The sequence below is a fragment of the Streptomyces sp. NRRL B-3229 genome (assembly GCF_000719505.1).
GTDB classification, from domain to species: domain Bacteria; phylum Actinomycetota; class Actinomycetes; order Streptomycetales; family Streptomycetaceae; genus Streptomyces; species Streptomyces griseorubiginosus.
In genome coordinates, this window is record NZ_JOGP01000039.1 from 1 (window position 1) to 19920 (window position 19920).

At 68.9% G+C, this 19920-nt stretch carries 16 protein-coding genes and 2 pseudogenes; 11 read left to right on the forward strand and 7 right to left on the reverse strand.

Translation table 11 applies throughout. The features are described from left to right. Positions 1–182: 182 nt before the first annotated feature. Together IF54_RS0137280 and IF54_RS0137285 are read left to right on the forward strand one after the other, a co-directional pair. Positions 183–500: an Imm51 family immunity protein gene (locus IF54_RS0137280; protein WP_030327073.1), complete on the forward strand. Its 318-nt coding sequence runs from the start codon at positions 183–185 to the stop codon at positions 498–500. Positions 501–535: 35 nt separating this feature from the next. After that, a pseudogene (locus tag IF54_RS0137285) lies at positions 536–1120 on the forward strand (DUF2625 family protein); the annotation flags it as partial. A gap of 6 nt (positions 1121–1126) precedes the next feature. Here the strand turns inward: IF54_RS0137285 and IF54_RS41795 are convergent. Beyond that, a protein-coding gene (locus IF54_RS41795) for an IS5 family transposase (RefSeq protein ID WP_199821293.1) occupies positions 1127–1923 on the reverse strand; the annotation gives its coding sequence in 2 pieces (ribosomal slippage) (positions 1127–1179 and positions 1179–1923; 798 coding nt in all). 846 nt (positions 1924–2769) lie between these two features. Between IF54_RS41795 and IF54_RS42485 the strand changes: the two genes are divergently transcribed. From IF54_RS42485 to IF54_RS0137300, 3 genes are all read left to right on the forward strand, one after another. Then, a complete protein-coding gene (locus IF54_RS42485) occupies positions 2770–3309 on the forward strand; it encodes an RNA polymerase sigma factor (RefSeq protein WP_107047947.1) in 540 nt (179 codons plus the stop codon). A 33-nt stretch (positions 3310–3342) separates the two neighbouring features. Then, positions 3343–3963 carry a hypothetical protein gene (locus tag IF54_RS0137295; RefSeq protein ID WP_030327083.1) on the forward strand — a complete coding sequence of 207 codons (621 nt, stop codon included), beginning with the start codon at positions 3343–3345 and terminating at the stop codon, positions 3961–3963. A gap of 498 nt (positions 3964–4461) precedes the next feature. Beyond that, on the forward strand, positions 4462–4920 hold the full coding sequence (locus IF54_RS0137300) for a hypothetical protein (protein ID WP_037821122.1): 459 nt from the start codon (positions 4462–4464) through the stop codon (positions 4918–4920). Between the two features lie 51 nt (positions 4921–4971). On the opposite strand, the gene IF54_RS43755 is transcribed toward IF54_RS0137300, so the two are convergent. The 6 genes and pseudogenes from IF54_RS43755 to IF54_RS0137325 form a co-directional block, all read right to left on the reverse strand. After that, a complete protein-coding gene (locus IF54_RS43755) occupies positions 4972–6249 on the reverse strand; it encodes a hypothetical protein (RefSeq protein WP_234439153.1) in 1278 nt (425 codons plus the stop codon). A gap of 177 nt (positions 6250–6426) precedes the next feature. Next, entirely contained in the window at positions 6427–6594 is a 168-nt protein-coding gene (locus IF54_RS44105; protein ID WP_324616582.1) for a DUF6083 domain-containing protein, read from the reverse strand. 255 nt (positions 6595–6849) lie between these two features. Next, positions 6850–7906: pseudogene (locus IF54_RS40065) on the reverse strand (AAA family ATPase). 89 nt (positions 7907–7995) lie between these two features. Beyond that, the gene (locus IF54_RS40070; RefSeq protein ID WP_234439154.1) at positions 7996–9591 is read right to left on the reverse strand and encodes a Mu transposase C-terminal domain-containing protein; all 1596 of its coding nucleotides are present in this window, start codon (positions 9589–9591) and stop codon (positions 7996–7998) included. Between the two features lie 497 nt (positions 9592–10088). Next, complete coding sequence (locus IF54_RS0137320) at positions 10089–13301, reverse strand: AAA family ATPase (RefSeq protein ID WP_030327088.1); 3213 nt, start codon at positions 13299–13301, stop codon at positions 10089–10091. Further along, the gene (locus tag IF54_RS0137325) at positions 13298–14542 is read right to left on the reverse strand and encodes a metallophosphoesterase family protein (protein ID WP_030327090.1); all 1245 of its coding nucleotides are present in this window, start codon (positions 14540–14542) and stop codon (positions 13298–13300) included. Before IF54_RS0137325 ends, IF54_RS0137320 begins: the two co-directional genes overlap by 4 nt. Positions 14543–14667: 125 nt before the next feature. Between IF54_RS0137325 and IF54_RS42865 the strand changes: the two genes are divergently transcribed. The 6 genes from IF54_RS42865 to IF54_RS0137350 are packed head-to-tail and all read left to right on the forward strand — an operon-like array spanning position 14668 to position 19875. Further along, positions 14668–14958 carry a hypothetical protein gene (locus IF54_RS42865; protein ID WP_159002287.1) on the forward strand — a complete coding sequence of 97 codons (291 nt, stop codon included), beginning with the start codon at positions 14668–14670 and terminating at the stop codon, positions 14956–14958. A 16-nt stretch (positions 14959–14974) separates the two neighbouring features. Next, positions 14975–15814 carry a hypothetical protein gene (locus tag IF54_RS0137335; RefSeq protein WP_030327093.1) on the forward strand — a complete coding sequence of 280 codons (840 nt, stop codon included), beginning with the start codon at positions 14975–14977 and terminating at the stop codon, positions 15812–15814. Between the two features lie 50 nt (positions 15815–15864). Beyond that, the gene (locus IF54_RS0137340; protein ID WP_030327094.1) at positions 15865–17007 is read left to right on the forward strand and encodes a hypothetical protein; all 1143 of its coding nucleotides are present in this window, start codon (positions 15865–15867) and stop codon (positions 17005–17007) included. Further along, positions 17004–17381: a hypothetical protein gene (locus IF54_RS41815; protein ID WP_051735685.1), complete on the forward strand. Its 378-nt coding sequence runs from the start codon at positions 17004–17006 to the stop codon at positions 17379–17381. The genes IF54_RS0137340 and IF54_RS41815 overlap by 4 nt, the downstream gene beginning before the upstream one ends. Further along, positions 17369–18514, forward strand: coding sequence for a hypothetical protein (locus IF54_RS40075; RefSeq protein ID WP_051735686.1), 1146 nt, complete (start codon positions 17369–17371; stop codon positions 18512–18514). The genes IF54_RS41815 and IF54_RS40075 overlap by 13 nt, the downstream gene beginning before the upstream one ends. Beyond that, the gene (locus tag IF54_RS0137350; protein WP_030327095.1) at positions 18511–19875 is read left to right on the forward strand and encodes an AAA domain-containing protein; all 1365 of its coding nucleotides are present in this window, start codon (positions 18511–18513) and stop codon (positions 19873–19875) included. Before IF54_RS40075 ends, IF54_RS0137350 begins: the two co-directional genes overlap by 4 nt. The last annotated feature ends 45 nt before the right edge of the window (positions 19876–19920 follow it).

Here is a 19920-nt window from a genome sequence, read left to right on the forward strand (position 1 = left end):
CACGCTACGACAAACGGGCCTACACCTACCTCGGCACAGTCACCCTCGCAGCACTCATCATCTGGCTCCGCACATGATCCGAGAAACAGCGCCTAGTGCTGTGACCGGAAAGGTTCACCGGGTTCGAGAGCGGTGAGGGACCGGACGAACGGTTCGTGCCTTGGGGGTGAGAAGATCGCGCTTTGACCATCCGCCTGCATGACTTTGATGGCGAGCACTCGCTGACGTTCGATGCCGGTGGCCTGGCTGCCGATGTCGCCGTAGCCGCCGCCGGGCACGAGCCGAACGGGTACTTCTGGGAAGGTTTCGTGCGGTTTGCCTGGCCCGATATTGCCGAGCGTCTCGATTTCGACAGCGAGGCTGGCATGGTCTGCGCGGTCGGCGGTTCGAGCGACCTCGTGCGACTCAAGACGGCCGTTGAATCCGTCATCACGAGCCCCGAGACAGTCCGCGACATCATTGCCCGTGCGGAGACTTCGGGCTTCGAGTTCGACGACTGATGCTGTGACCTCGCCGGGTTGGGCGGGGTCAGGTCTCGGCCCGGTCGAATCTGGGTGGGATCGTCCTGAACAGCGGTGGTCTGCTGGTGGACAGCGGCTGGTTGCGGATGTTTGGAAGCCCGGGTGACGCTCACGCTGAGAGGCTGCCGGGTCTGGTGGAGATCAACGCGATGCCCGCGACGTTTGATCCGGCCTGGCGGCCGGGGGCGGGGCTGGTGGTTGCGCACGATGTGCTGGGCGGGGTCTTCGCCCTCAACGGGGGGAACCCTTGTGAGGCCGGTCGGCCCGGTGAGCCGGGCGAGATCATCTACTTCGCCCCGGATTCGCTTGGCTGGGAGGCGCTGGGCGCCGGACACTCAGCTTGGCTGTCCTGGATTCTCTCCGGAGGGCTGCAGGAGTTCTACGGGGGCCTGCGGTGGGACGGCTGGCGCGGCGAGGTGTCCGTGCTGAACGGCCGGCAGGGATTGTCGTTCTTCCCGCCGTTGTGGTCGGCCGAGGCCCGCCAGGACCTGCCGGCGGCCAGTCGCCGTGCGGTGCCCATGGCGGAACTTTTGGGGCTGAGCCGTGGCTCGTGCCGGCAGTTCGACGGCGCCGACCCGGGGTTCCTCGGAGCCGTCTGAACCGGCTCACGCAGCCAGACGCCGGTAGCGGATGAGCGCGGTGGCGATGCCGGCGAGGCGAGGAAGTGTTCGGCCTTGCGCTGGTAGCGGCGGTGCAGGCGGCGGCATCCGGCAAGCCAGGCCACCGTGCGTTCCACGGTCCATCGGTGACGGCCCAGTCGCTGGGAGGACTCGATGCCCTTGCGGGCGATGCGGGGGGTGATGTTCCGGGAGCGTAGCCATCGGCGCAGGTGGTCGTAGTCGTACCCGTTGTCGCCATGGAGCTTGGTGGGCCGTCGTCGGCGCGGCCCGCGGCGGGAGGGGATGGGCGGGATGCCGGGTACGAGGGGTTCGAGCCCCTGGCTGTCGTGGGTGTTCGCGGCGGAGATCCCGATGGGGAGGGGCAGACCGGTCCGCCCGGTGATCAAGTGGATCTTTGATCCCTTCTTGCCGCGATCTACGGGATTCGGACCTGTCAGGTCCCCCCTTTTCGTCGCGCGCATGTTCATGGAGTCGATGGCGCACCGGGACCAGTCCAACTCGCCACGCGCGCCGAGTCGGTCCAGGACCAGGCGGTGGAGCTTGCCCCATACTCGGGCCCGGCTCCACTCGGTGAACCGCCGGTGCGCGGTCGGCCCGGACGGGCCGAAGACCGGTGGCAGTTGCCGCCAGGTACACCCCGTCGTGGCCACGAACAGGATCGCCGCCAGCACTTCGCGGTCACCGTAGCGACGTCGGCCGCCACCCTGCGCACGCACCGGCGCAGCCGGGATCACCCGCTGGAACAACTCCCACAACCCGTCCGGCACCAGACGCTCCACCATCGTCATCACGGCCGCCACCTTAGTGATCAAGCCAGTTGAGACGATCTCTAAGAACTACGGGAACGGCAACTACGACATCGGCACGGCGGACATGGTGGTCCGGGTCCGGTGCAACGATGCGGAGGCCGGATACACGGTGGCCACGGAAGCAGGTGCACTGTTCTCTGCTGCATGGCTGAAATTCACCAGATCCCATGATCCCGCGAGGGGATCAGCGGGGAGCGCCGAGGGGAGCGACTGTGCGCAATCTCCTGAACCGCCAGCTCTCGCAGGGCCGAAAACCGCTGCGCTATGCCACTGGTCACGGACGCCGGGTAGCAGCCACCGCCGTAAAAGGTCGGACGGCTGTCTGATCCCAGGGTCTGTCGCGGGTGCTCGCGAGGGCGATGACGGTGACTTTGAGTGTGCGACCAAGGGTACTGCCGAGGCCGGTGCGTCCTGCCGTTCAGGACGGGACCGAGCACCAGGGTGGGTGTCTGGTGGACGGCCCACAGGCTCTCGGCTTCAACAGGCAGCCCTATGTCACAAAGCGGCGCCCTGCCTGCTTATAGAGAGGAAGCGCGGCGTGACGGACGCCGCCCTAGGACACAGGGACTGGGGTATGGATCCCATGACGACAACGGCCGCGGTGGGAGTCGCCGCAGGCGGCTACCTCCTGCGTCTTGGCCACCGCTGGATCAGACTCCGCGCACAGGTCCGGCGCGCGGAACTCCACCAGCACGGGCTGTCGGAACGCGCCCGGTCGCTGCCACCGGGCAGCCGCCTCATCGAGAAGACCGCGCATCACAACGTCGACCTCTTGATCGGCGGCACAATCACGGGCCGTTCCACAAGGCGAGGCGCGCCATGACCACTGAGCAGCCGCCCCCTCCCGTCCACACCGCAGATGAAGAAACACTGCCAACGCCCGCTCTTTTCCGGCGCCATGACTTCAACGCCTTCTACACGCAGGAGATGAGCGCGGTCACGGTTTTCCTCATGCACCAAGGCGCCACCGCCTACGAAGCGGCTGACGCCGCCCACGAGGCGATGGCCACACTCTTGCCGGACCTGTGGCGCACCCTGGACCACCCGCGGACCTGGTTACGGATCACCGCGCAACGCTGTTACCGGCGCCAGAGCAATACGCGCGCCGCCCCCACAGACCCGGTACCCGACCGTCCGGGCGGCACATGCCCGCTGGCCGCCGTGGTCATCTCCGAGTTCCAGCAGGCCGTTCTCGACGCCCTGCGCCGGCTACCGCCCACTATGCGCACCGTCATGGCCTGGGACATCGACGGGTTCACCTACACGGAGATCGCCGAAGCCCTCGCCATGAGCCCCGCCGCCGTGCGACAGAACATCAGCCGCGCCCGCAAACGGCTCATCACCCTCCTCGACCTCTGACCACCGTCCTCGACCTCCACAAGGGGGATGCACATGAACAGCCGCACCGACCGCGTACTTGGCGAGGGCGGACGCAACGACCCCGAACAGCTGCTGGACCAGCTGCTGGCCCGCCACCGCACCCAGCTGACCAGCACGGTCACCAACGCCCTCGACACCGACACCGGCAGCACCGCCCTGGCCCCCCTGCGCCGCGAACTCTTCCACGGCCTCAAGCCCCTCAAACTCGCCGCACCCACCGGCTGCACGGCCAACGACAGGACGCCTGAAACCAACCCCCCGCTTCCGCCCGCCCGACTCCAAGACGTCCTCACCCAGCTCCGCGACATCAGGCTGATGGTGGAACAGACATGCGCCGACGCTGACGTGCCGACCGACCTCCACACCAGGTCGCATAGCGTGATCACCGCCCTGCAGCGCCTGCACGCCGGCCTGCAAGGACGCAACCTGACCCAGAACCAAGTCCGCGCACTCTTCAGGGAACTGGCGGAGCAGACCGCGCACATCGGCACATCGATGCTGGGACAGCGCACCCAGCTACCACGGCACATTGTGGAGCAATGGCTGCGAACGACCGGTTCCCTCCAAGGCATTGAACGCACGGCCCTGCGTCTGTTCAGGGACGCCGACGACAGCGTCCCCACCCAGGGCTGACCGAACGGACGAACACGCCAGCCCATCCGTCCGGGCATACCGCTGCGCCCTCGAAGCCGGAGCCTTCTCCGGTGACCTTCCGGGAGGTCCATCGCTCACGTGGGTGTGGCACGGCGTGGTCCGGGGGCGCGGACGTGGGGACGGTCGTCGCGGCCGACGTCGTCGGCGAGAGCATCCTGGGGCAGGCGCCGGCAGCGGTGCAGCAGTTGGGCCAGCTACTCGGACCTGCTGTTCGACGATGGGTGCCAGGGCGGCCAGCACCTCGGTGTGTGAAGTGTGTTCGCCGGCCGCGGTGGCAGCGCGGACCAGGATGTTCAGACGCCGGTCAACATCCTCGGGCCACTGCACCGAGGTCGCGCCCGCTATCAGCAAGCAGCCCTCGCAACCGGCTGCTTCTGCCGCCCGAACCGTGCAAAGGCCGGTACCGCAGTGATTTCGCCGACGAAGATCGACGATGATGGAGCCCCTCGCACCAGACGATGACAAGGGGTGGGTGACGTGGCCGGCCTGATCAGGCGCCAGGAGCATGCAGTGAACGTGGATTACCACGGATGGGCCTTGCAGGACTTCGACGACGCACAGGTTCCTGTGCTGTTCCCCGAGGGTTTCGAGAGCGGCACGTTCCTCACGGCTTACCCTGGGCGTCTTGATTTTTACAGCGCCGGGCACACCCACACCGCGTCCCTGACGGTGGAGGTCTGGGACGGGGAGCCTGTAGTGCCGGCCGGGGAGTGGGACGAGTCGGCTCTGGCCAGCATCGCCTGCTCTTCGGGCAAGTTGCGCGCCAGAGGGATGGCGGCAGGACCGATGCCAGAGGCGATCGAGTTGTCGGACGGCCCCGGCCTCTGGACGGTACGAGTGGTGTGCACCGGCCGTGAGGCAGCAGCAACGCAGACCCAGCACGGCGTGGTGCACGGGGTCGAGCGCTACATCGCGCAGTTCTGGCCGAACGCCTAGATGCCGGGGCGGCTCGGTTCCCGAGCCGCCCCGTACCTGAGCCGATGCAGCCTACGAAGTGATTTCGATCCAGAACGCGTCGTCCGGCCCGTCGATGACGCGGTTCTTGTCATAGAACTGCGCGAGCAGGATTCCGGCAGCTCCGTTGTCCTCCTTCTTTACCGGCAGGACACTGAAGTTGCCCGGCTCGGCCAGAGGGTCGTAGTCCGAGTGGCCTGCTCCCTCGTACGTAGATGCCATCGGGTACTCGTCACATTCGCGCGCATATCCGGCTGATGTTGCGTAGTCCTCGCCGAAGTACTTACCGCAGTTGTAGACGGAGCGGTTGCGGTTCAGGTCGCGGCGTCGGGTGTCCCAGTACAGACGTGTCAGCCCGAGATCGGGCCCCTTGCCCGGAAGGTCCTTCCTCGCCATGGGGGGCTGCGTCATGCCTGGCGTGGCGAACCCCTTCTGGATGTGCAGGGCTACCTCGCGCTCCGGAGCTCCGGCCGCCGTGCTGTACTGCAGCGGCGTCAGGACGGCCCACGAGGCCGCGCCTGCCGTTGCATTAGGCAGGTATGGAGCCTTGTCCCAGCGGGGCGGCAGCATGAACAGATCGCCGCCCGTGATCGGCTCAGACGCCCAAGCAGGTGGTGCCTTCAGGCTGATGTTGGCCACGTACACCGCGGCGACGAGATCGGTCTTCGGGGTGTCGGATCCCTGGCCTGGGGCGACGGTCAAGGTGTGCTTGTAGGTGTCCGCACCCAGCAGCTGGCTCCATGTCCGGGTGAAGGGCATCGTCACGCCGCCTTGCGTGTACGCCGCCGTGGACGGCCAGCTGTGGGTGATGCTGCCCTTCGTCGTGATGCCCATCGCGGCAGCGCCGTTCTCGCGGGCCGTGGTGAAGTCGGTGAAGTAGTACGTGACCGTGATGGTCCTGCTGTTCTTCGGAATGGTGCCGATGGCAAGCACATCGAAGTGACTGGTGCCGACAGGGTTCCCGTTGCGCAGCCAGACCTGGTCGAACTGCTTGCCGGAACACACCGCGTAGCGGGACTTGACGTAAAAGGTCTGCGTCGCCAGTCCAGCTACGCATTCCTGGGTCGTCATCGTATGCGGAGGCTCGGGAAGGCTGACTGCCGCGGGCGTCCGGGAGGCGATCGGTCTTCGGCTCGGGGGCTGGGATCGCGCCGAATAGTCCTTGGCGAGCGGAGCGTAGGACTTGGCCTGGCCGAGCGTCTCACGAGGCAGAACGGCCTGCGTGGCCTCCTCATGGGACAGGCCGCGTAACTTGCTCGGCTGCTGCTGCAGTTCGGCGAGATCGAGCGGCTCTGCGTTCACTGGCCGCATGTACGACTCCATGGCGGTGCCGGGTCTGAGCGACGCACTGGATCTCGTCCACCGGTCGGGACGCGAGGTAGCGGACGTACAGCAACTGCACGATGGGCCGGGCCGGGCGGCAGAGGACCGCTTCAGGTGTCTGGCCGGGCGCTGAGGCCGGGGGAGGGGTGAAGATGCCGGCGTCGATCAGGCGGCGGGAGCGCACGGCCAGCGACCGGCGCAGCTCCGCCAGCTCGGGAGGAGGCGGGGGTGTCTCGCGGGCGGGGCAGAGGACGGCGTGCGGCACCAGCGGCTGCCGTCTCCGGCCGGGTGCGCGACGCCGGAGCTGACGTGCCAGCGGCAGGCTTCGGGCACCTGGGCGGCGGGCAGTTCGTGCGGGTGCTAACGCTCGGAGGGGGGTTTGTTGGTGTGCCGAGTGCTTGCTGACTTGGGGTGTTGTGGGTTTGCTGAGAGGTCGAGTGGGCGGTTGGGTCGGGGTGGGCGGGGGGCTGAGCTGGGGTTATGTGTTCTGTGTGGAGTGTGGCGGGGTGTGTTGTAGGTAGTTCTAGCGCGTAATGACTCGTTTGGTGTTTGTGCTGGTGAGCGCTGTTTTGCCTGGTGGGTGGGGGGTTAGCGGCTGCGGGTGGGGCGGTGGTGGGTTTCGGCGAGGTGGTCGAGTTGTACCGCGTCGAGGGCAGCTTTGGTGATGCGTTCGGTGCCGTCGTGGATGGCGGTGATGGCTGCTTGGCGGATAAGCCTTGTGAGGGATCCGATGCGGCCCGGCGGTGCGCTGGTGGAGGTAGGGGGCGTGCCGAGGGAGGGTGCCGGGTTTGTGGTGGTGGAGGTCGAGGGCGTTCTCGATGTCGGTGATGACGTCGCGGAAGGGGTGGCGAGTGCCGTGGCGGGCGGGGAGGGGACCGCAGGTGATGAGGGTGGCGCGGCCGGCGAGCTGGGCGCCGCGGGTGCCGCTGAACAGGGGTGTGTCGGTGACGTTGATGCCGGCGTACACGAAGGTCGCGGACAGGCGTTCGGTGAGGTCTTTGAGCAGGTCGGCGGCCTGGGCGCCGGTGGTGGTGCGGGGGTTGAGGCGGTGGATCTCGTCGATGAGGACGAGTTGGACACCGGCTTGGGTGTAGGTGTGGCAGACGGCGTCGGTGATCTGGGTCTGGGTCATGCGGGTGGTGGTGGGGATGCCGAGGTAGCGGGCGAATTCGGTGATGAGGGTTTTCGCGGTGGCGCCGGGCGGGACCAGGACGTACGCCACGGGTGCCGCGCCGTGGGCTGATCCGGGCGGGGGCGGGTTTTTGCGGGTGTGGGCGAGGTGGCAGGCGCGGCCGACGTTGAGGAGGGCGGTGGTTTTCCCGGCTGCGGCGGGTCCGGTGACGATGAGGGAGGGCCGTGCGGTGGTCTGCTGGTGGCGGCCGAGGATCATCAGGGTGTTCAGCAGGGTGTCGAATTCGATCGGCCGGGTCGGCGGTTCCCCGGGCAGCCCCAGGGCGTGAAACAGTCCGTGGCGGATGTCGCGGGGGGTCGGCCCCGAGCGCAGCTCCAGGCGGTAGGTGTTGTCGGGGGCGATCTTGCGAAGCGCCGAGTTCACCGACATCGTCTTGCCGTACCCAGCCGATCCGTAGGCGACCATCATGGCCTTTGCGTCGATCGTCGCCTGGATGTCGTCCAGTGTCGTCATGAGCGTGTTGGTGGCCACCAGGTGCGCATCGAGGCGGTGGAAGTGGTCGTCGTCCTCTGCGGGCAGCCTGCCGTAGTCCACGTCGCCGCTCACACGTTCTCCTCAGGGGTGTCGTCGTCCGGCCCGCTCGCGGCCAGTGGGATCGGGCGCGCCCAGCCGTCCGGGACGGGCTGGTGCGGGATGTAGCCGGGATCGGCCCGCCGCAGGTCCGTGGCGTCCGATTCGGCAAGTTCTGCCTCGGCCTCCGCCTCGGTCAGCGCACCCAGACGCTCGGGCGGGACGGCGGTGGTGACGGCCTCGAAGCGCTCGCGGCGCAGCCGTGCCGCGGCCTTCATGTCCGCGCGAAGCCGCCGCGCCTTGGCGGTGCGGGCTTTGCGGACCTTGCTGACCTGCTCCTCGCTGGCCGCCTCGGCCAGAACGGCGCTGCCCAGGTACACACCGTCCAGGCCGAAGACCTCGATGGTCATGTCGTGGTGGGGCAGGTGGCGCACCGCGACACGGACGCCGGCTTGGCCGACCATCCAGGGGGCGATGTAGTGGCGGTTGCGCCACCGCACGCCCTGCGTGGTGATGGTGCGGGTGCGTCCGTCGTCCTCGAGCCCGAAATGGGCCAGCTGTTCTGCGGCAACGTCGTGCAGGGGAGTGGGGTCGCACGACCACGTCTGCATCGGGGTGCGGCCGCCCAGCGCCCTGGGCTGGTGCTCGGTGTTCCACCAGTGCACCCACTTCAGCAGCAGTTCCACGAACGCCTCGAAGGAGAGTGCGGGCTCGTCCGGGTCTGCGGTGCGCCCGCCGGTGAGCGTCTGCCGGTGCACGTAGCGCGGCATGGAGACGAACAGCATGTCCTCGACCGCACCGTTGAGCGCCTCGATGGTGCCCTTCAGGTGCGGGCTGTAGGCGGGAAGATCGACGACGGGCACGGCGCAGGCGCCCAGGGCCGAGGCCACGGTGGCACACAGGAACTCTTTGCCGCGGTCCACCCGGATCAGGCCTGGCAGGCCGCCGGCCGGGCCGAAGGGCTCGGTACGGTCCAGGGCCATCCGCAGGGCCGCCAGCACCGCATCCGCGCTGGGTGCATGGGGCGTCACAGCCACCCCCGTGATGACTTTGGTGTGGCAGTCGATGAACCAGGTCACCCAGGGCTGCACGAGCTGGTCCTCGAGCAGCACCCGCACGGGCACACACTTGTGGTCGCCCTCCCAGGCGGCGTTGCGGTGCGCGGGAGGACGCTGTGCGAACACGTCGAAGGCCCGCCGGGCGGCCTCCCCCTTGGCGAGCCCGGCCCGCTCCCCGGGCGTCAGGTCCCGGCGCAGCGCCCGGTGGATCGTCGACAGTGACGGGGCCGCAGGCATGCGGGGATCGTCCAGGGCCCGCTGCTTGAGCTCGCGGTGGACGGCGGAGGCGTTGCCTCCCCACAGCACCAGCAGCCGCCGGATCTCGGGGGTGACGCTGAACCGTGTCCGGGATGCCGCATCGACGTGGCCGGTGGCGCGCGCGGTGGCGACCCACCGCCACACCGCGCGCTCCGAGCGGCCCACGGCCGTGGCGACCAGCTTCACGTGTGCGCTGGTCAGCTCGCCGCTCTGGTCCAGCGACAGCAACCGCGGCAGCGCGGCCAGCCGCCCCGAGCGGGCGGTGAACACCGCTTTGCTGGCACCCTGCGTGCCGGCAGAAGAGTCATTCATGCGGTCTGCTCCTTAAATGGATACGAAGCGCGGAAGGCCACAAGTGCCGTGCTTCCGCAGGGCGTTGGCGGTGTCCGGGCAGGACGGTGCGGGCGGCCCCTGGGCCGTCGCCAGGGCTGTGAGGCGGCGTCATGCCAGGGGGAGGCGGACACGGCCCAGCCGTCAGCCAGCGCCGGGTGCGAGCATCAGCACCTTCGCCAGGAAGGGGGCGTGTTCCTCACAGCCCGGCTGCCCGAGGAGCACTCGTGCGCCGGGATACCGGGGAGGACCCGGCCCGGCCGCCCTGCTGCGGCGCCGTCGGGTGGACGGCTGCGGTCGGCGCTGAGCCAGTTCTTGTCAGCGCCGGCCGCAGGCATGCAGGGGCGCCCTGTGATGCGCCGGGAAGGAAGTACCGGGCCTGCCGGTCACCGCAACGCGGAGCCACCGGCACCCGAAGAGGCTGTTCGGGGACTGGGAGATGGGCTCCTCGGCGACTGTGGTGGCCGGTTTGGTACTGCTCAGGTGTTTTCCAGCAGGCGCTGGATCCCGTCGTGGATGGCTGCGGTGCGTTGTTGCGGTGTGAGCCAGGCGGCCGTGGAGCCCTGGCCGGTTTTGTTGATGAGTAAGACGTTGTCGACGACCTCGGCCACCGGGAACAGGTGGCTGATGACGATGACCCTCTTGTCCTGGGCCACGCTGTCGCTCAGGACGGCGAGGGTGTCGCCCAGGCGGATGTTGTCCAGAGAGCCGAAACCTTCGTCCAGGAACAGGCTTTCCAGCTTGTTGTGGCTGGTGTTGTGGAGTTCGACGAGCGCCAGCGCCAGCGCGAGGGAGCTCTGGAAGGTCTCTTCGCCGGAGAGGGTCTCCGGGTCGCGCGCGTGATTGGTGGCGCGTTCAAGGATCTGGAAGTCATCGGTGAATGCGTAGTCACCCATGGAGATCTGCCGGAGGATCCTGCTGCCGTGCCTGAGCAGCGCATGGGTGCGCTGATCGGTGAGATAGGTGAGGAACTTCCCGTCGGTGAGCTGGTCGCTCACGCTCTTCCACACCGCGGCCTGCCGGCTGGCGGCTTCGAGGGCGGTGCCCAGCGCGTCGGCGTAGGGGATTTGGGACTGTGCGGTGCGCAGATCGGCCTTGGCCGTCTCGTGCGCGCCTTCGGCTTGGATGGTCTTGCGGCTGAGCGGGTCGAGGACGGCGGGGGCGAGCAGGTCGCTCTTCTCGGGCACCGGGAAGCCGGGGTCCGGGTCCGTCTCGTCGGCGGTGGCGCCGGCTTGGCGGATCAGCTCCTTCTCGAATGCGCGGACCTCGTCGTCGGCGTGCTGAGCGGCCTGCCCGAGAGTGCCGGTCAGACGCTGATGCAGCGAGGCGAGGGCCATGCAGTAGGTGTCGACGGCGGCCAAGTCGCCTGCGTCCGGAACGGGAGGCAGGTCGGGGGACGCCTCGGCCTCGAGAAGGCCTGTGGCATCGGTGGCCGTGTCCGCCCAGCGCTCCAGCTGTTTGATGAGCTTGCGTGTGGGGGTCTCGACGGTGCGCCGGCGGCGTGCGTCCAGGGCCTGCAGGTTTTCGCTGTGCAGCGTGAGGGCCTTCTGGGCGTCGTCACGCTCCAGTGTCCTTTGCTCGAGCCGTTCGAGGCGCTGGCCGGCCGCCTCCTTAGCGGAGGCGATGTCCTGCAGGGAGGGCAGTTGTGATGGGGAGGGCTGGGCGGGGTGGATGGAGGGCGGCAGTTCGCTGACCTCCGTCAGCACACTCGCCAGCTCGGTCTCGTACTGCAGCCGGGTCTTGTCCAGCCGTTTGCGTTCACGCTGCAGGCGGCCGCGCTGACGCTTGAGCTCGGCCCGGGCCGCCTCGTTCTCGGCCTGCGCCGCCCCCAACTGCGCCTGGGCGCTTGTGTGGGCCGCGAGGGCCTCACCCTCTGCGTCGCGCAGCGGCTGGGTAAGTGCTTTGACCGCACGGGTGATCTGCGCCCGGCCTACTGGTTCGCCCTCGGCGAGGGCATGCGCCTGAGCCGTCGTCTGCCGGCCCAGCGCGTCCAGGGCGGTGGCCGTGGCGGGAGCACCGGCCGGGTGTACCGCATCCACCAGCTCCTGCACCTGGAGCAGCGCCGCGTCCATGCGCTCGCGGGCGGCCAGGTGTCCGCGGCGGTGCTTTTCGATCTTCCGCTCGGTTCCCTTCAGCTGGGCGGCCGCTTCAGCCTTGGCCTCCACCGCCGCTTCGACGGCGTTCGAGCGTGTGGTGACCTTGCGTTTGGCCTGAGTAAGTGCCTTGCCGTCCAACAGCGGCGGGGGAGCGAAGTCGCTGGGGACGGGCTGGGTGCACACCGTGCAGGCGTCCCCGGGCGCCAGACCGGCACCCGCCGCGTGGGCCGCCTCCCTGCGCTGCAGCGCTGCGAGGTCGTCCTGGGCCGCTTCCAGAGCGCCGCGCAGCTTCTTCAGGTCGCTCTCCAGGCCGGCGCTGTGGCCGCGCTGTTCCTCCACCGTCTCGAGCGTCGCGCGCTGTGTCTGCAGATGCCCGGCCGCGGCGTTGGCCTCCTGCAGCGCTGCCCGGACGGCCTCCTGGACCTGGTCGGTGTGCGTGCGCGCCTCGCTCACCATGCGCTCGGCCCGGCCGGCGGCCTTGACGAGGGCCGCGTTGCGATGCTCGTGCTCTTCCAGTTCCTGTCGTGCCTGCGTGTGCTCCTGTTCGTGCTCGTCATGCTGAAGCTGCTCCTGCTTCAGCCGCTGTTCGACGGCGTCCAGGCCGGCTGCACGCTCCGGCAGGCGGGACAGGACAGCGAACGCGCTGGACAGGGAGCGGAGCGTGTCACCGGCCTGTGCGGCCGTATCCAGCGCGCCCTGCGCCGCCTCCAGCTTCGCGGCCAAGTCGCGTCCGGTGGTCTCCTGCTCTGCTGCCTCGGCATCGAGTTCCCTCTTCTTCCGCGCCAGCGCGGCCATCGTGATGCTCGAATCCGCAACAGCGCGCTCACGCAGCAGCCGCGCCGCTTTGTCCAAGCCCGTCTTGCGGTGCTTGTGCTCGACGGCCCGGCTCTGGGCCGCGCGCAGCGCATCCAGTCGCTCGCGCCGGCGGGCCGCGATACCCCGGGTGCGTTCCAGATCCAGCAGCGCCTGGGAAGCGGCAGCATGAGGATCCGGCAGGAGAAGCGCGCGGGCCCTGGTTCCCTCGGTGATCTGCGTATTCAGGCGCTCCAGTCGCACGCCGGCCCGTTTGCGTACACGCTCGAGCTCGTTGATGCCGAAGATGTGCCGCAGGATGTCGGCACGCATGGCCCTGGGGGCCTTGAGGAGGGCGTCGAACTTCCCCTGGCGCAGCAGGACCGTGCTGACAAAGCCGTCCCAGTCCAGCCCGATGATCCGGGTCACCGCCTGCGTCACCGCGGACTTGCCGTCGACCCGCAAGTCGGCGCTGTCGTCGGCCAGGGGCTCGAGCACGGCCTGCGGCCCCTTCTTGCCTTCCGCATGCAGGGTGCGGCGCACACTCCACTCGCGGCCGTTCGCCGAGAACTCGAACGCCACGTCCATGCTGGGGCATCCCTTGCCGATCAGCTCGTAGGCGGCCTTGGGGTCCTTGGACCACGAACACGTCCCGTACAGGGCGAAGATGATCGCCTCGAGGATGGTGGACTTGCCCACGCCGGTGTTGCCCAGGATGGCGAGCAGGCGCTTACCGGTGAAGTCGATGCTGCAGGTGCCGGCGTAGCTGCGCACGCCCGTGAGGGTGAGCCGCAAGGGCTTCATGACGCCTCCTTCCAGGGATTTTCCAGCGCGGCGCGCAGCTGTTCCTCGGCCGGGACCGGGGGCAGCGTCTCGTCGTCGAGTTCGTTGAGCAGGTGGAGGAAGGCGGTGACGGTCGACTCCGCGGCATCTGCGTCCACTCCCTCACGGGCCAGGTAGGCCCGGAACGCGTCGGGGAGTTCCGGCTCATCGCCCAGGTCACCGTCCAGGACGGCGCCTGGGGCATCTTCCCGGGCCGGGGCCGGGTTGATGAGGATCGCGTTCGGGACGATCTCGGCGATCTTCTGGCTGAGGAGCCCGTCGGGCTCCTCGCCGGTGATCACCGGTTTGAGGAAGGTCCCGTCGTACTGGTCGGCCGCGGCCTTCAGTTCCTCGAGGGTTCCGGTGAAGTGGGTCAGCAGCCGGCCGCTGGAGAGCCGGCGCGGCAGCACCCGCACCGGCCGCCCCGGGTCGGCGTCGACGATCACGACGCTCTTGGTCTCGTCGGCTTCACCGAAGTCCATGGCCAGCGGGCTGCCCGCGTAGCGGGCGGCGAACTTCAGGCCCTCGATGGCCTGCGGGCGGTGGATGTGTCCGAGAGCGGCGTACGACACCACCGGAAGATCTTCGGGAGGGGTCTCGAAGGCCTCGTCCACGGCCCGTTCGCTCGGGGAGGTCCTGGCGCCTTTGACGAACACGTGGGCCGTGAACAGCAGAATGTCCCGGTCGGGGTCGTACCCCTCGTGCAAGGCCTCCGTCAGTTCCCCCTGCAGGCCGCGCATCGCCTCGGCGTAGTCGGCATACGACGTGCCGGAGGTGGAATCGCGCCGCCAGAACCGGTTCGGGTGCACGAAGGGCAGGACAGCCAGCCGGATGCGCTGCTCACCGCCGCAGGCCTCGAAGGTCATCACGCCCCCGTCGTGTGCCGGGCGGAGCCGGTCGACGAAGAACAGGCCCCGGCCGCAGGAGGGACCGGTCATGAAGTGGAGGAACTCCAGGTAGTGGGGGGAGTCGTGGTTGCCGGCCACGACCACGGTGGGGGCGATGGCGGCGAGTTCGCGCAGGGCGCGCATGGCGCGGAACATGTCCCGGACGGTGGGACGGGAGGAGTGGAACAGATCGCCGCTGTGGACGATCAGGTCCGGCTGGCTCTCCTGGGCGATGGCCACGACCTCGGCAAGGACGGCGTCGAAGTCCTCGTCGCGTGGATGCCCGTGCAGGATGTGGCCCAGATGCCAGTCGGAGGTGTGGAGCAGTCTGCTCATGCCTTCATGCGCCCTTCTGGAAGCGAGGCGTAGGAGGGCACCGGTGGTGCCTTATGAGCCCGGGACTGTACACCAAAATAACTGGAGCAAAACTGGGCGTCCCGAGTGACTGCTAGCATCCCGGCATGGACGAGCATCTGATCGCTCTCGAGGAGCGCATGCAGCAACTGCAGGAGGCGGTCCGGCAGGCGCTCACGCAACACGATACTTGCCAAGTACGCGTTCTGGGTGCGGAATTGACACGCGCTCAACATGCCTGGGATGTTCTGTGCGGGCTCAGTGGCGCCCCGGAAGCGGTCCGGCCGGAGTCCGCGCCGACGGTCACCGAACCCCAGCGGGACGCACCCCTGCGCGACCGGGCCCCTCACATGCCGCTCTTCGCAAATACCTGGAGTAAAACTGGAAGCCCCGAGTGACTGCTAGCATGCGGGCATGGACGAGCATCTGGTCGCACTCGAGAAGCGCATGCAACAGCTGCAAGAGGCGCTCCGGCAGGCGCTCACACAACAGGACAACGCCCAAGTGAACGTCCTGGGTGAGGAGCTGACACGCACCCGGCACGCCTGGAATGTGTTGTGCGGGCTCAGTGATGTCCCGGAGGTGGCCCAGCCGGAGGTCCAGCCAGAGACCCGGCCCGAGCCCGCGCTGGCAGTCGTCGAGCCGAACCAGGGCGTGCCCGTACGCGACCAGGTCCACCAGGCGCTGGCCCTCCTCACCGTCCCCGCCTCGCCCAAACTGCTCAGCCAGGTCCACCAGGCGTTCTTCTCCAGCCCGCTGAACACGGCACGCATGACCACCCTGCGCCGCGACGAGGAACGCTCCTTCCGCTCCGCCCCCTACGGCCGCGCCTACTACATCTGCCCCGCGCTGACCTCCGACCTGCTCTCACCGGCCCGCGCGCTGCTCGCCCTGAGCACCTGGCCACTGGAGCAGCGCCTGGTGGGACCGCTCACCCAGCGCGTCCACTTCCTCACATCGGCCCTGCGGCTCGCGGACGCCGCCGAACACCTCGCTGGCGAGGCCGGGATGCCGCAGCCCGTCCAACAGCTCCTGCTGCACTACAGCCGCAACATCCACGGCGACACCCCCCGGGGCCCGCTCGACCTGGACGCGCTGCGCCGGGCCGCCGCAGCGGAACTGGCGATCCACGCCGACGACGACGCCGACACCCGCGCCGAAGCGGCCCAGCGGGCACGCCAGCAACTCGGCGACGCGGAGCAGATCTTCGGCAATATCCTGCGCAACACCGCCCGCCTGCGCCGTACTTCGTAAACCCACCCCTGCAACCAGCACGGCTGTGCCCTGTCCCGCCAAGGAAAACAGTGAGCTCGCTCGACGCACGACTGGGCGCATTGCGCGGAACCGCCCCGCCCATCCCGCACAACGCACGCACCCTGGCGGCGCTGACCGCCAACCCGACCTGCGACCGCCGCTCCCTGCTGGACGCGGCCGGCATCGACAAAGACGCCCTCGCCGCCCATCTGGACCTCCCGCGGCCGCTGAGAAAATCCCAGCTCGCGCTCGACTACGGCATCGCCTTCGAACGCAAGGTCACTGCCCAGGCCGGAGCCCCCCTGGTGCCGCTGCTCCGCAAAGCCCTGGGCCTGACCCTGCCCGAGGTGTCCTATGAGGACGTCAACAGCGTCGGCAGCGATGACGACAAGTCTTCCCCGCAACTACGCCACGCCCGCACCCGCTCCCTCATCCTCAGCGCAGCACACCGCAGGTCGAAGCCCCGCACCCTGCTCGACCACCCCGTACTGCGTCTGACCGTCGCCGGCCACCAGGTCTACCTCGAGCCCGACGTCATCGCCTTCCAGCTCGACGGGGTCTTCCACGTCGTCGAGATCAAATCCTTCCCCGTCATCCACGGACAGCCCGACCCCGTCAAGGCCACCGCAGCACTGACCCAGGCCGCCGCCTACGTCCTGGCTCTGCGGGAACTCCTCGCCGGCGACGGCCTCCCGCCAGACCGTGTCTCCGACACCGTGATCCTGGTCAACCCGCGCAACTTCACCCGCCACCCCACCGCCACGCCCTTCAGCGCGCACAAGCAGATCAAGAACCTGAGCCGCCACCTCGGCAGGCTGAGGCGCCTGCCCGAACTGCTGGACAACCTTCCCCCGGGCACCACCTTCGACCTGGCGCCCGGCCCCGACCAGAGACCGACCCGGCCCCGCGGTGAACTCGTTGCCGCACTCGTCACCGTGCGGCCGCACTACACCCCTGGCTGCCGCCACCACTGCGACCTGGCCTTTCACTGCCGCACCGAGGCCCTCAACCAGGGCAGGACCGCTGCCCTGGGCACCGCAGTCCGCGACGACCTCGCGGGAATCGACACCATCGCCAAAGCCCTGGACCTCACTGACGGACGCATGCACCCCTCACGGGACCAGCAAGACATCACCCAGGCCCTGCGCCACGCACAGAGCATCCACGCAGACCTCCACACGGACACCGCATGATCCAGCTCACCTCCCTCCTTCGGATGCGCGCCGCCCACACCGGCAACGCCCAACGCGCCAGCCAACTGCGCCACCTCCACCTCAGCGACCAGCCGCTGATGCTGCTGGCGCTGAAGCAAACCGGCCCCGCCGCACGACCGCTGGCCGTCATGCTGGGCACCGACCCGCACCGCCCCCAGCTCCTGGTCGCGCCGCCCTCGGGCAGCACCGCCCCCATGCTCGCCGCCCTGGCAGACACGGTCACCGCCTACATCAACGCCTGCCAGCGGCACCGCGAACACCTGCCCGCCACCAACAACAAGCCGGCACGCTGGCGCTACACCGACGCCCCCCCCAGATCCTCGTCCCCAACCCCCAGACCGTGCAGCACCTGAAAGACCTCGGAGACGACCTGAGGTTCCGCAGCGTCGACGACCAGGCTCCCGGCTCCCGGGCCGTCCAGTGCCTGGGACACTGGCTCACCTATCTCACCGACCGCGCCGACCTCCCCGGCTCAGCCGCCCTCATCCCCATGACCAGTTTCCTCGGCATGCACTGGATCAGCGGCCAAAGCCCCCTCGAGGACGAGGACCTGGCCACCCTGCTGGCCTGGATCGACCCGCCCCGCCACGCAGCCTCGGGACGCGACGCCGCACTGGAGGCAGAAGACCCGGCCACCCACCGCCCGGCGGGACCAGCCACCGACGCCCCCTTCGACAACGACCACCTGGCGCCCCTGTTCGACGCCTATGCCCGCGCCCGGCGCCGGGCCCTGGACCACGAGCAGACCCGCACCCTGCAAGAACTCGACCGTCTGCTGGCCACCTACCTGCAGCCCACCTGGGATTTGATGTGGCAGGCCTACACGCTCCTGCAGGCCCTCCCGGAAGCCAAGAGCACTGCACGCCGCTGGGACCACGAACGCACCGTATTCACCGACGAATGCATCTACCTGACCCAGGACGGACGCCCCCGTCCGGCCCGCGACAATGCCATTGCCGCCGCCGTCCGCCTGGCCCGCATGGAACACGCAGCCGTCGCCTTCGCCGCCGAACGCACCGCCGACGACCCCTTCGTACGGGCAGAACTGCGCACCACCGGCAAAGCCTTCGGCGGCACCGTCACCACCATCGACGCGGAACACACCCTGCGCGGCCCCAGTGGACGTACCCAATGGCGGCCCCGGCTCACCGTGTCCACCCCGGACCCCGTGCCGATGGAACCCGGTCAGCTCCTGGCCTGCCACACCTACCGCAGCGCCCGCTACAAGATCTGCGAGGTCACCCCGGCCGACGGCGACACTCTCGTCGAACTTGAGATCACCGCCGGCATGGGCACCATGGACCGCCCCAACCACGCCGTCCTTCCCGACGCCGGCGCCTTCCTCGTCTTCACCATCGCACCCGCCCCCTACCGGATGCCCGAATTCCCCGCACGAGAGCAGACACCCTGGACCCACGGCGGGCCTCCCGCCGACCAGCCGGACCACAGCAACGAGGACGAGGGCGAGGGCGAGGAAGAACAGTGACACCACCTCACCGGACGTCGCCGCAGCAGCAGATGGACCAGGCCGCCCGCGCCGTCCTGGAGCAACTGCCCACGCTCACCCACCGCGGACTCGTCGTGGACTCCCCGCCCGGCGCCGGCAAATCCACCCTGGTCGCCCGAGCCGCCGACACCCTCGCGCAATCCAGCACCCCCTGCCCCGTCATCGCCCAGACCAACAGCCAGGTCGACCACCTCGTGCGGCGATTCGCCCGGCACCACCCGCACCTGAGAACCGCCCGGCTCACCGCAACGGATTACACAGTCCCGCACGACCTGCAGGCACATCCCGGCATCCGCATCGGCACCCGCATCGAAGCCCTCGAAAAGACGGCCGACGTCATCGTGGGAACCGCCATGAAATGGGCCACGGTCACCGACCGCCGATGGCCATGGGCGATCATCGACGAGGCCTACCAGATGCGCTCCGACACGCTTTTGTGGACCGCCGGCATCTTCGAACGGGCCCTCTTCGTCGGAGACCCCGGCCAACTCGACCCCTTTTCCGAGGTCGCAACCGACCGCTTCCACGGCCTGTCCCACGACCCCATGAACAGCGCGGTCGCCGTCCTGCTCGCCAACAACCGCGACCTGCCCGTCCACTCCCTGCCCATGTCCTGGCGCCTGCCGCCCTCAGCCGTCCCCCCGATCAGCAACGCCTTCTACCCCTCCACGACCTTCCACGCCGGAAGCAGTGAAGCCGACCGCACCCTCACGTTCTCCCCTCTCGACATCCGCACCCCCACCGACGAGGTCATCGAACACGCCGCCCGAACCGGATGGGCACTGTTCGAACTACCGGCCCGCATCACCGGCCAGCACGACGCCGAAGCCTTCCACACCACCCTCGGCATCGCCGACCGGCTGCTGACCCGACGCGCCATCACCACCTGCGAGGCAAACCCCGAAGGCCACGCCCTGCAGCCCGGTGACATCGCCATCGGCACCGCCCACCGCAGCCAGGCCCACGACATCCGCGCGCTCCTGGCCCGCCACTACCCCCAACTGCACGGCGTCACCGTCGACACCGCCAACCGGCTCCAAGGCTGCGAATTCCGCGTCACCATCGTCCTGCACCCCCTCTCCGGCCGCGGCGACGCCTCCGCCTTCCACCTGGAAGCCGGCCGCCTGTGCGTCCTCACCTCACGCCACCGCCACGCCTGCATCGTCGTGGCCCGCGCCGGCATCGCCGAACTCCTCGACGCCCACCCCTCCAACGACCCCGCACACCCCGGAGCCGCCTCCAAGATCGCCGACGGCTGGGAGGCTAATCACGCAGTCCTCGCCCACCTGACCCAGCACACCATCTACGCTCAGGCACAGCCCCGTCGCCGGCGCGGATGAGTAGGTCGCCGCGCACGCCTGCCACATGAAGGCGGGTTGATGGGA

Coding starts and splice junctions, on each gene's coding strand:
- IF54_RS41815 (WP_051735685.1), top strand. CDS start 17,004: ATGATCCAGCTCACCTCCCTCCTTCGGATGCGCGCCGCCCACACCGGC.
- IF54_RS42485 (WP_107047947.1), top strand. CDS start 2,770: ATGACCACTGAGCAGCCGCCCCCTCCCGTCCACACCGCAGATGAAGAA.
- IF54_RS42865 (WP_159002287.1), top strand. CDS start 14,668: ATGGACGAGCATCTGATCGCTCTCGAGGAGCGCATGCAGCAACTGCAG.
- IF54_RS40070 (WP_234439154.1), bottom strand. CDS start 9,591: ATGAATGACTCTTCTGCCGGCACGCAGGGTGCCAGCAAAGCGGTGTTC.
- IF54_RS0137335 (WP_030327093.1), top strand. CDS start 14,975: ATGGACGAGCATCTGGTCGCACTCGAGAAGCGCATGCAACAGCTGCAA.
- IF54_RS43755 (WP_234439153.1), bottom strand. CDS start 6,249: ATGCGGCCAGTGAACGCAGAGCCGCTCGATCTCGCCGAACTGCAGCAG.
- IF54_RS0137325 (WP_030327090.1), bottom strand. CDS start 14,542: ATGAGCAGACTGCTCCACACCTCCGACTGGCATCTGGGCCACATCCTG.
- IF54_RS0137320 (WP_030327088.1), bottom strand. CDS start 13,301: ATGAAGCCCTTGCGGCTCACCCTCACGGGCGTGCGCAGCTACGCCGGC.
- IF54_RS0137295 (WP_030327083.1), top strand. CDS start 3,343: ATGAACAGCCGCACCGACCGCGTACTTGGCGAGGGCGGACGCAACGAC.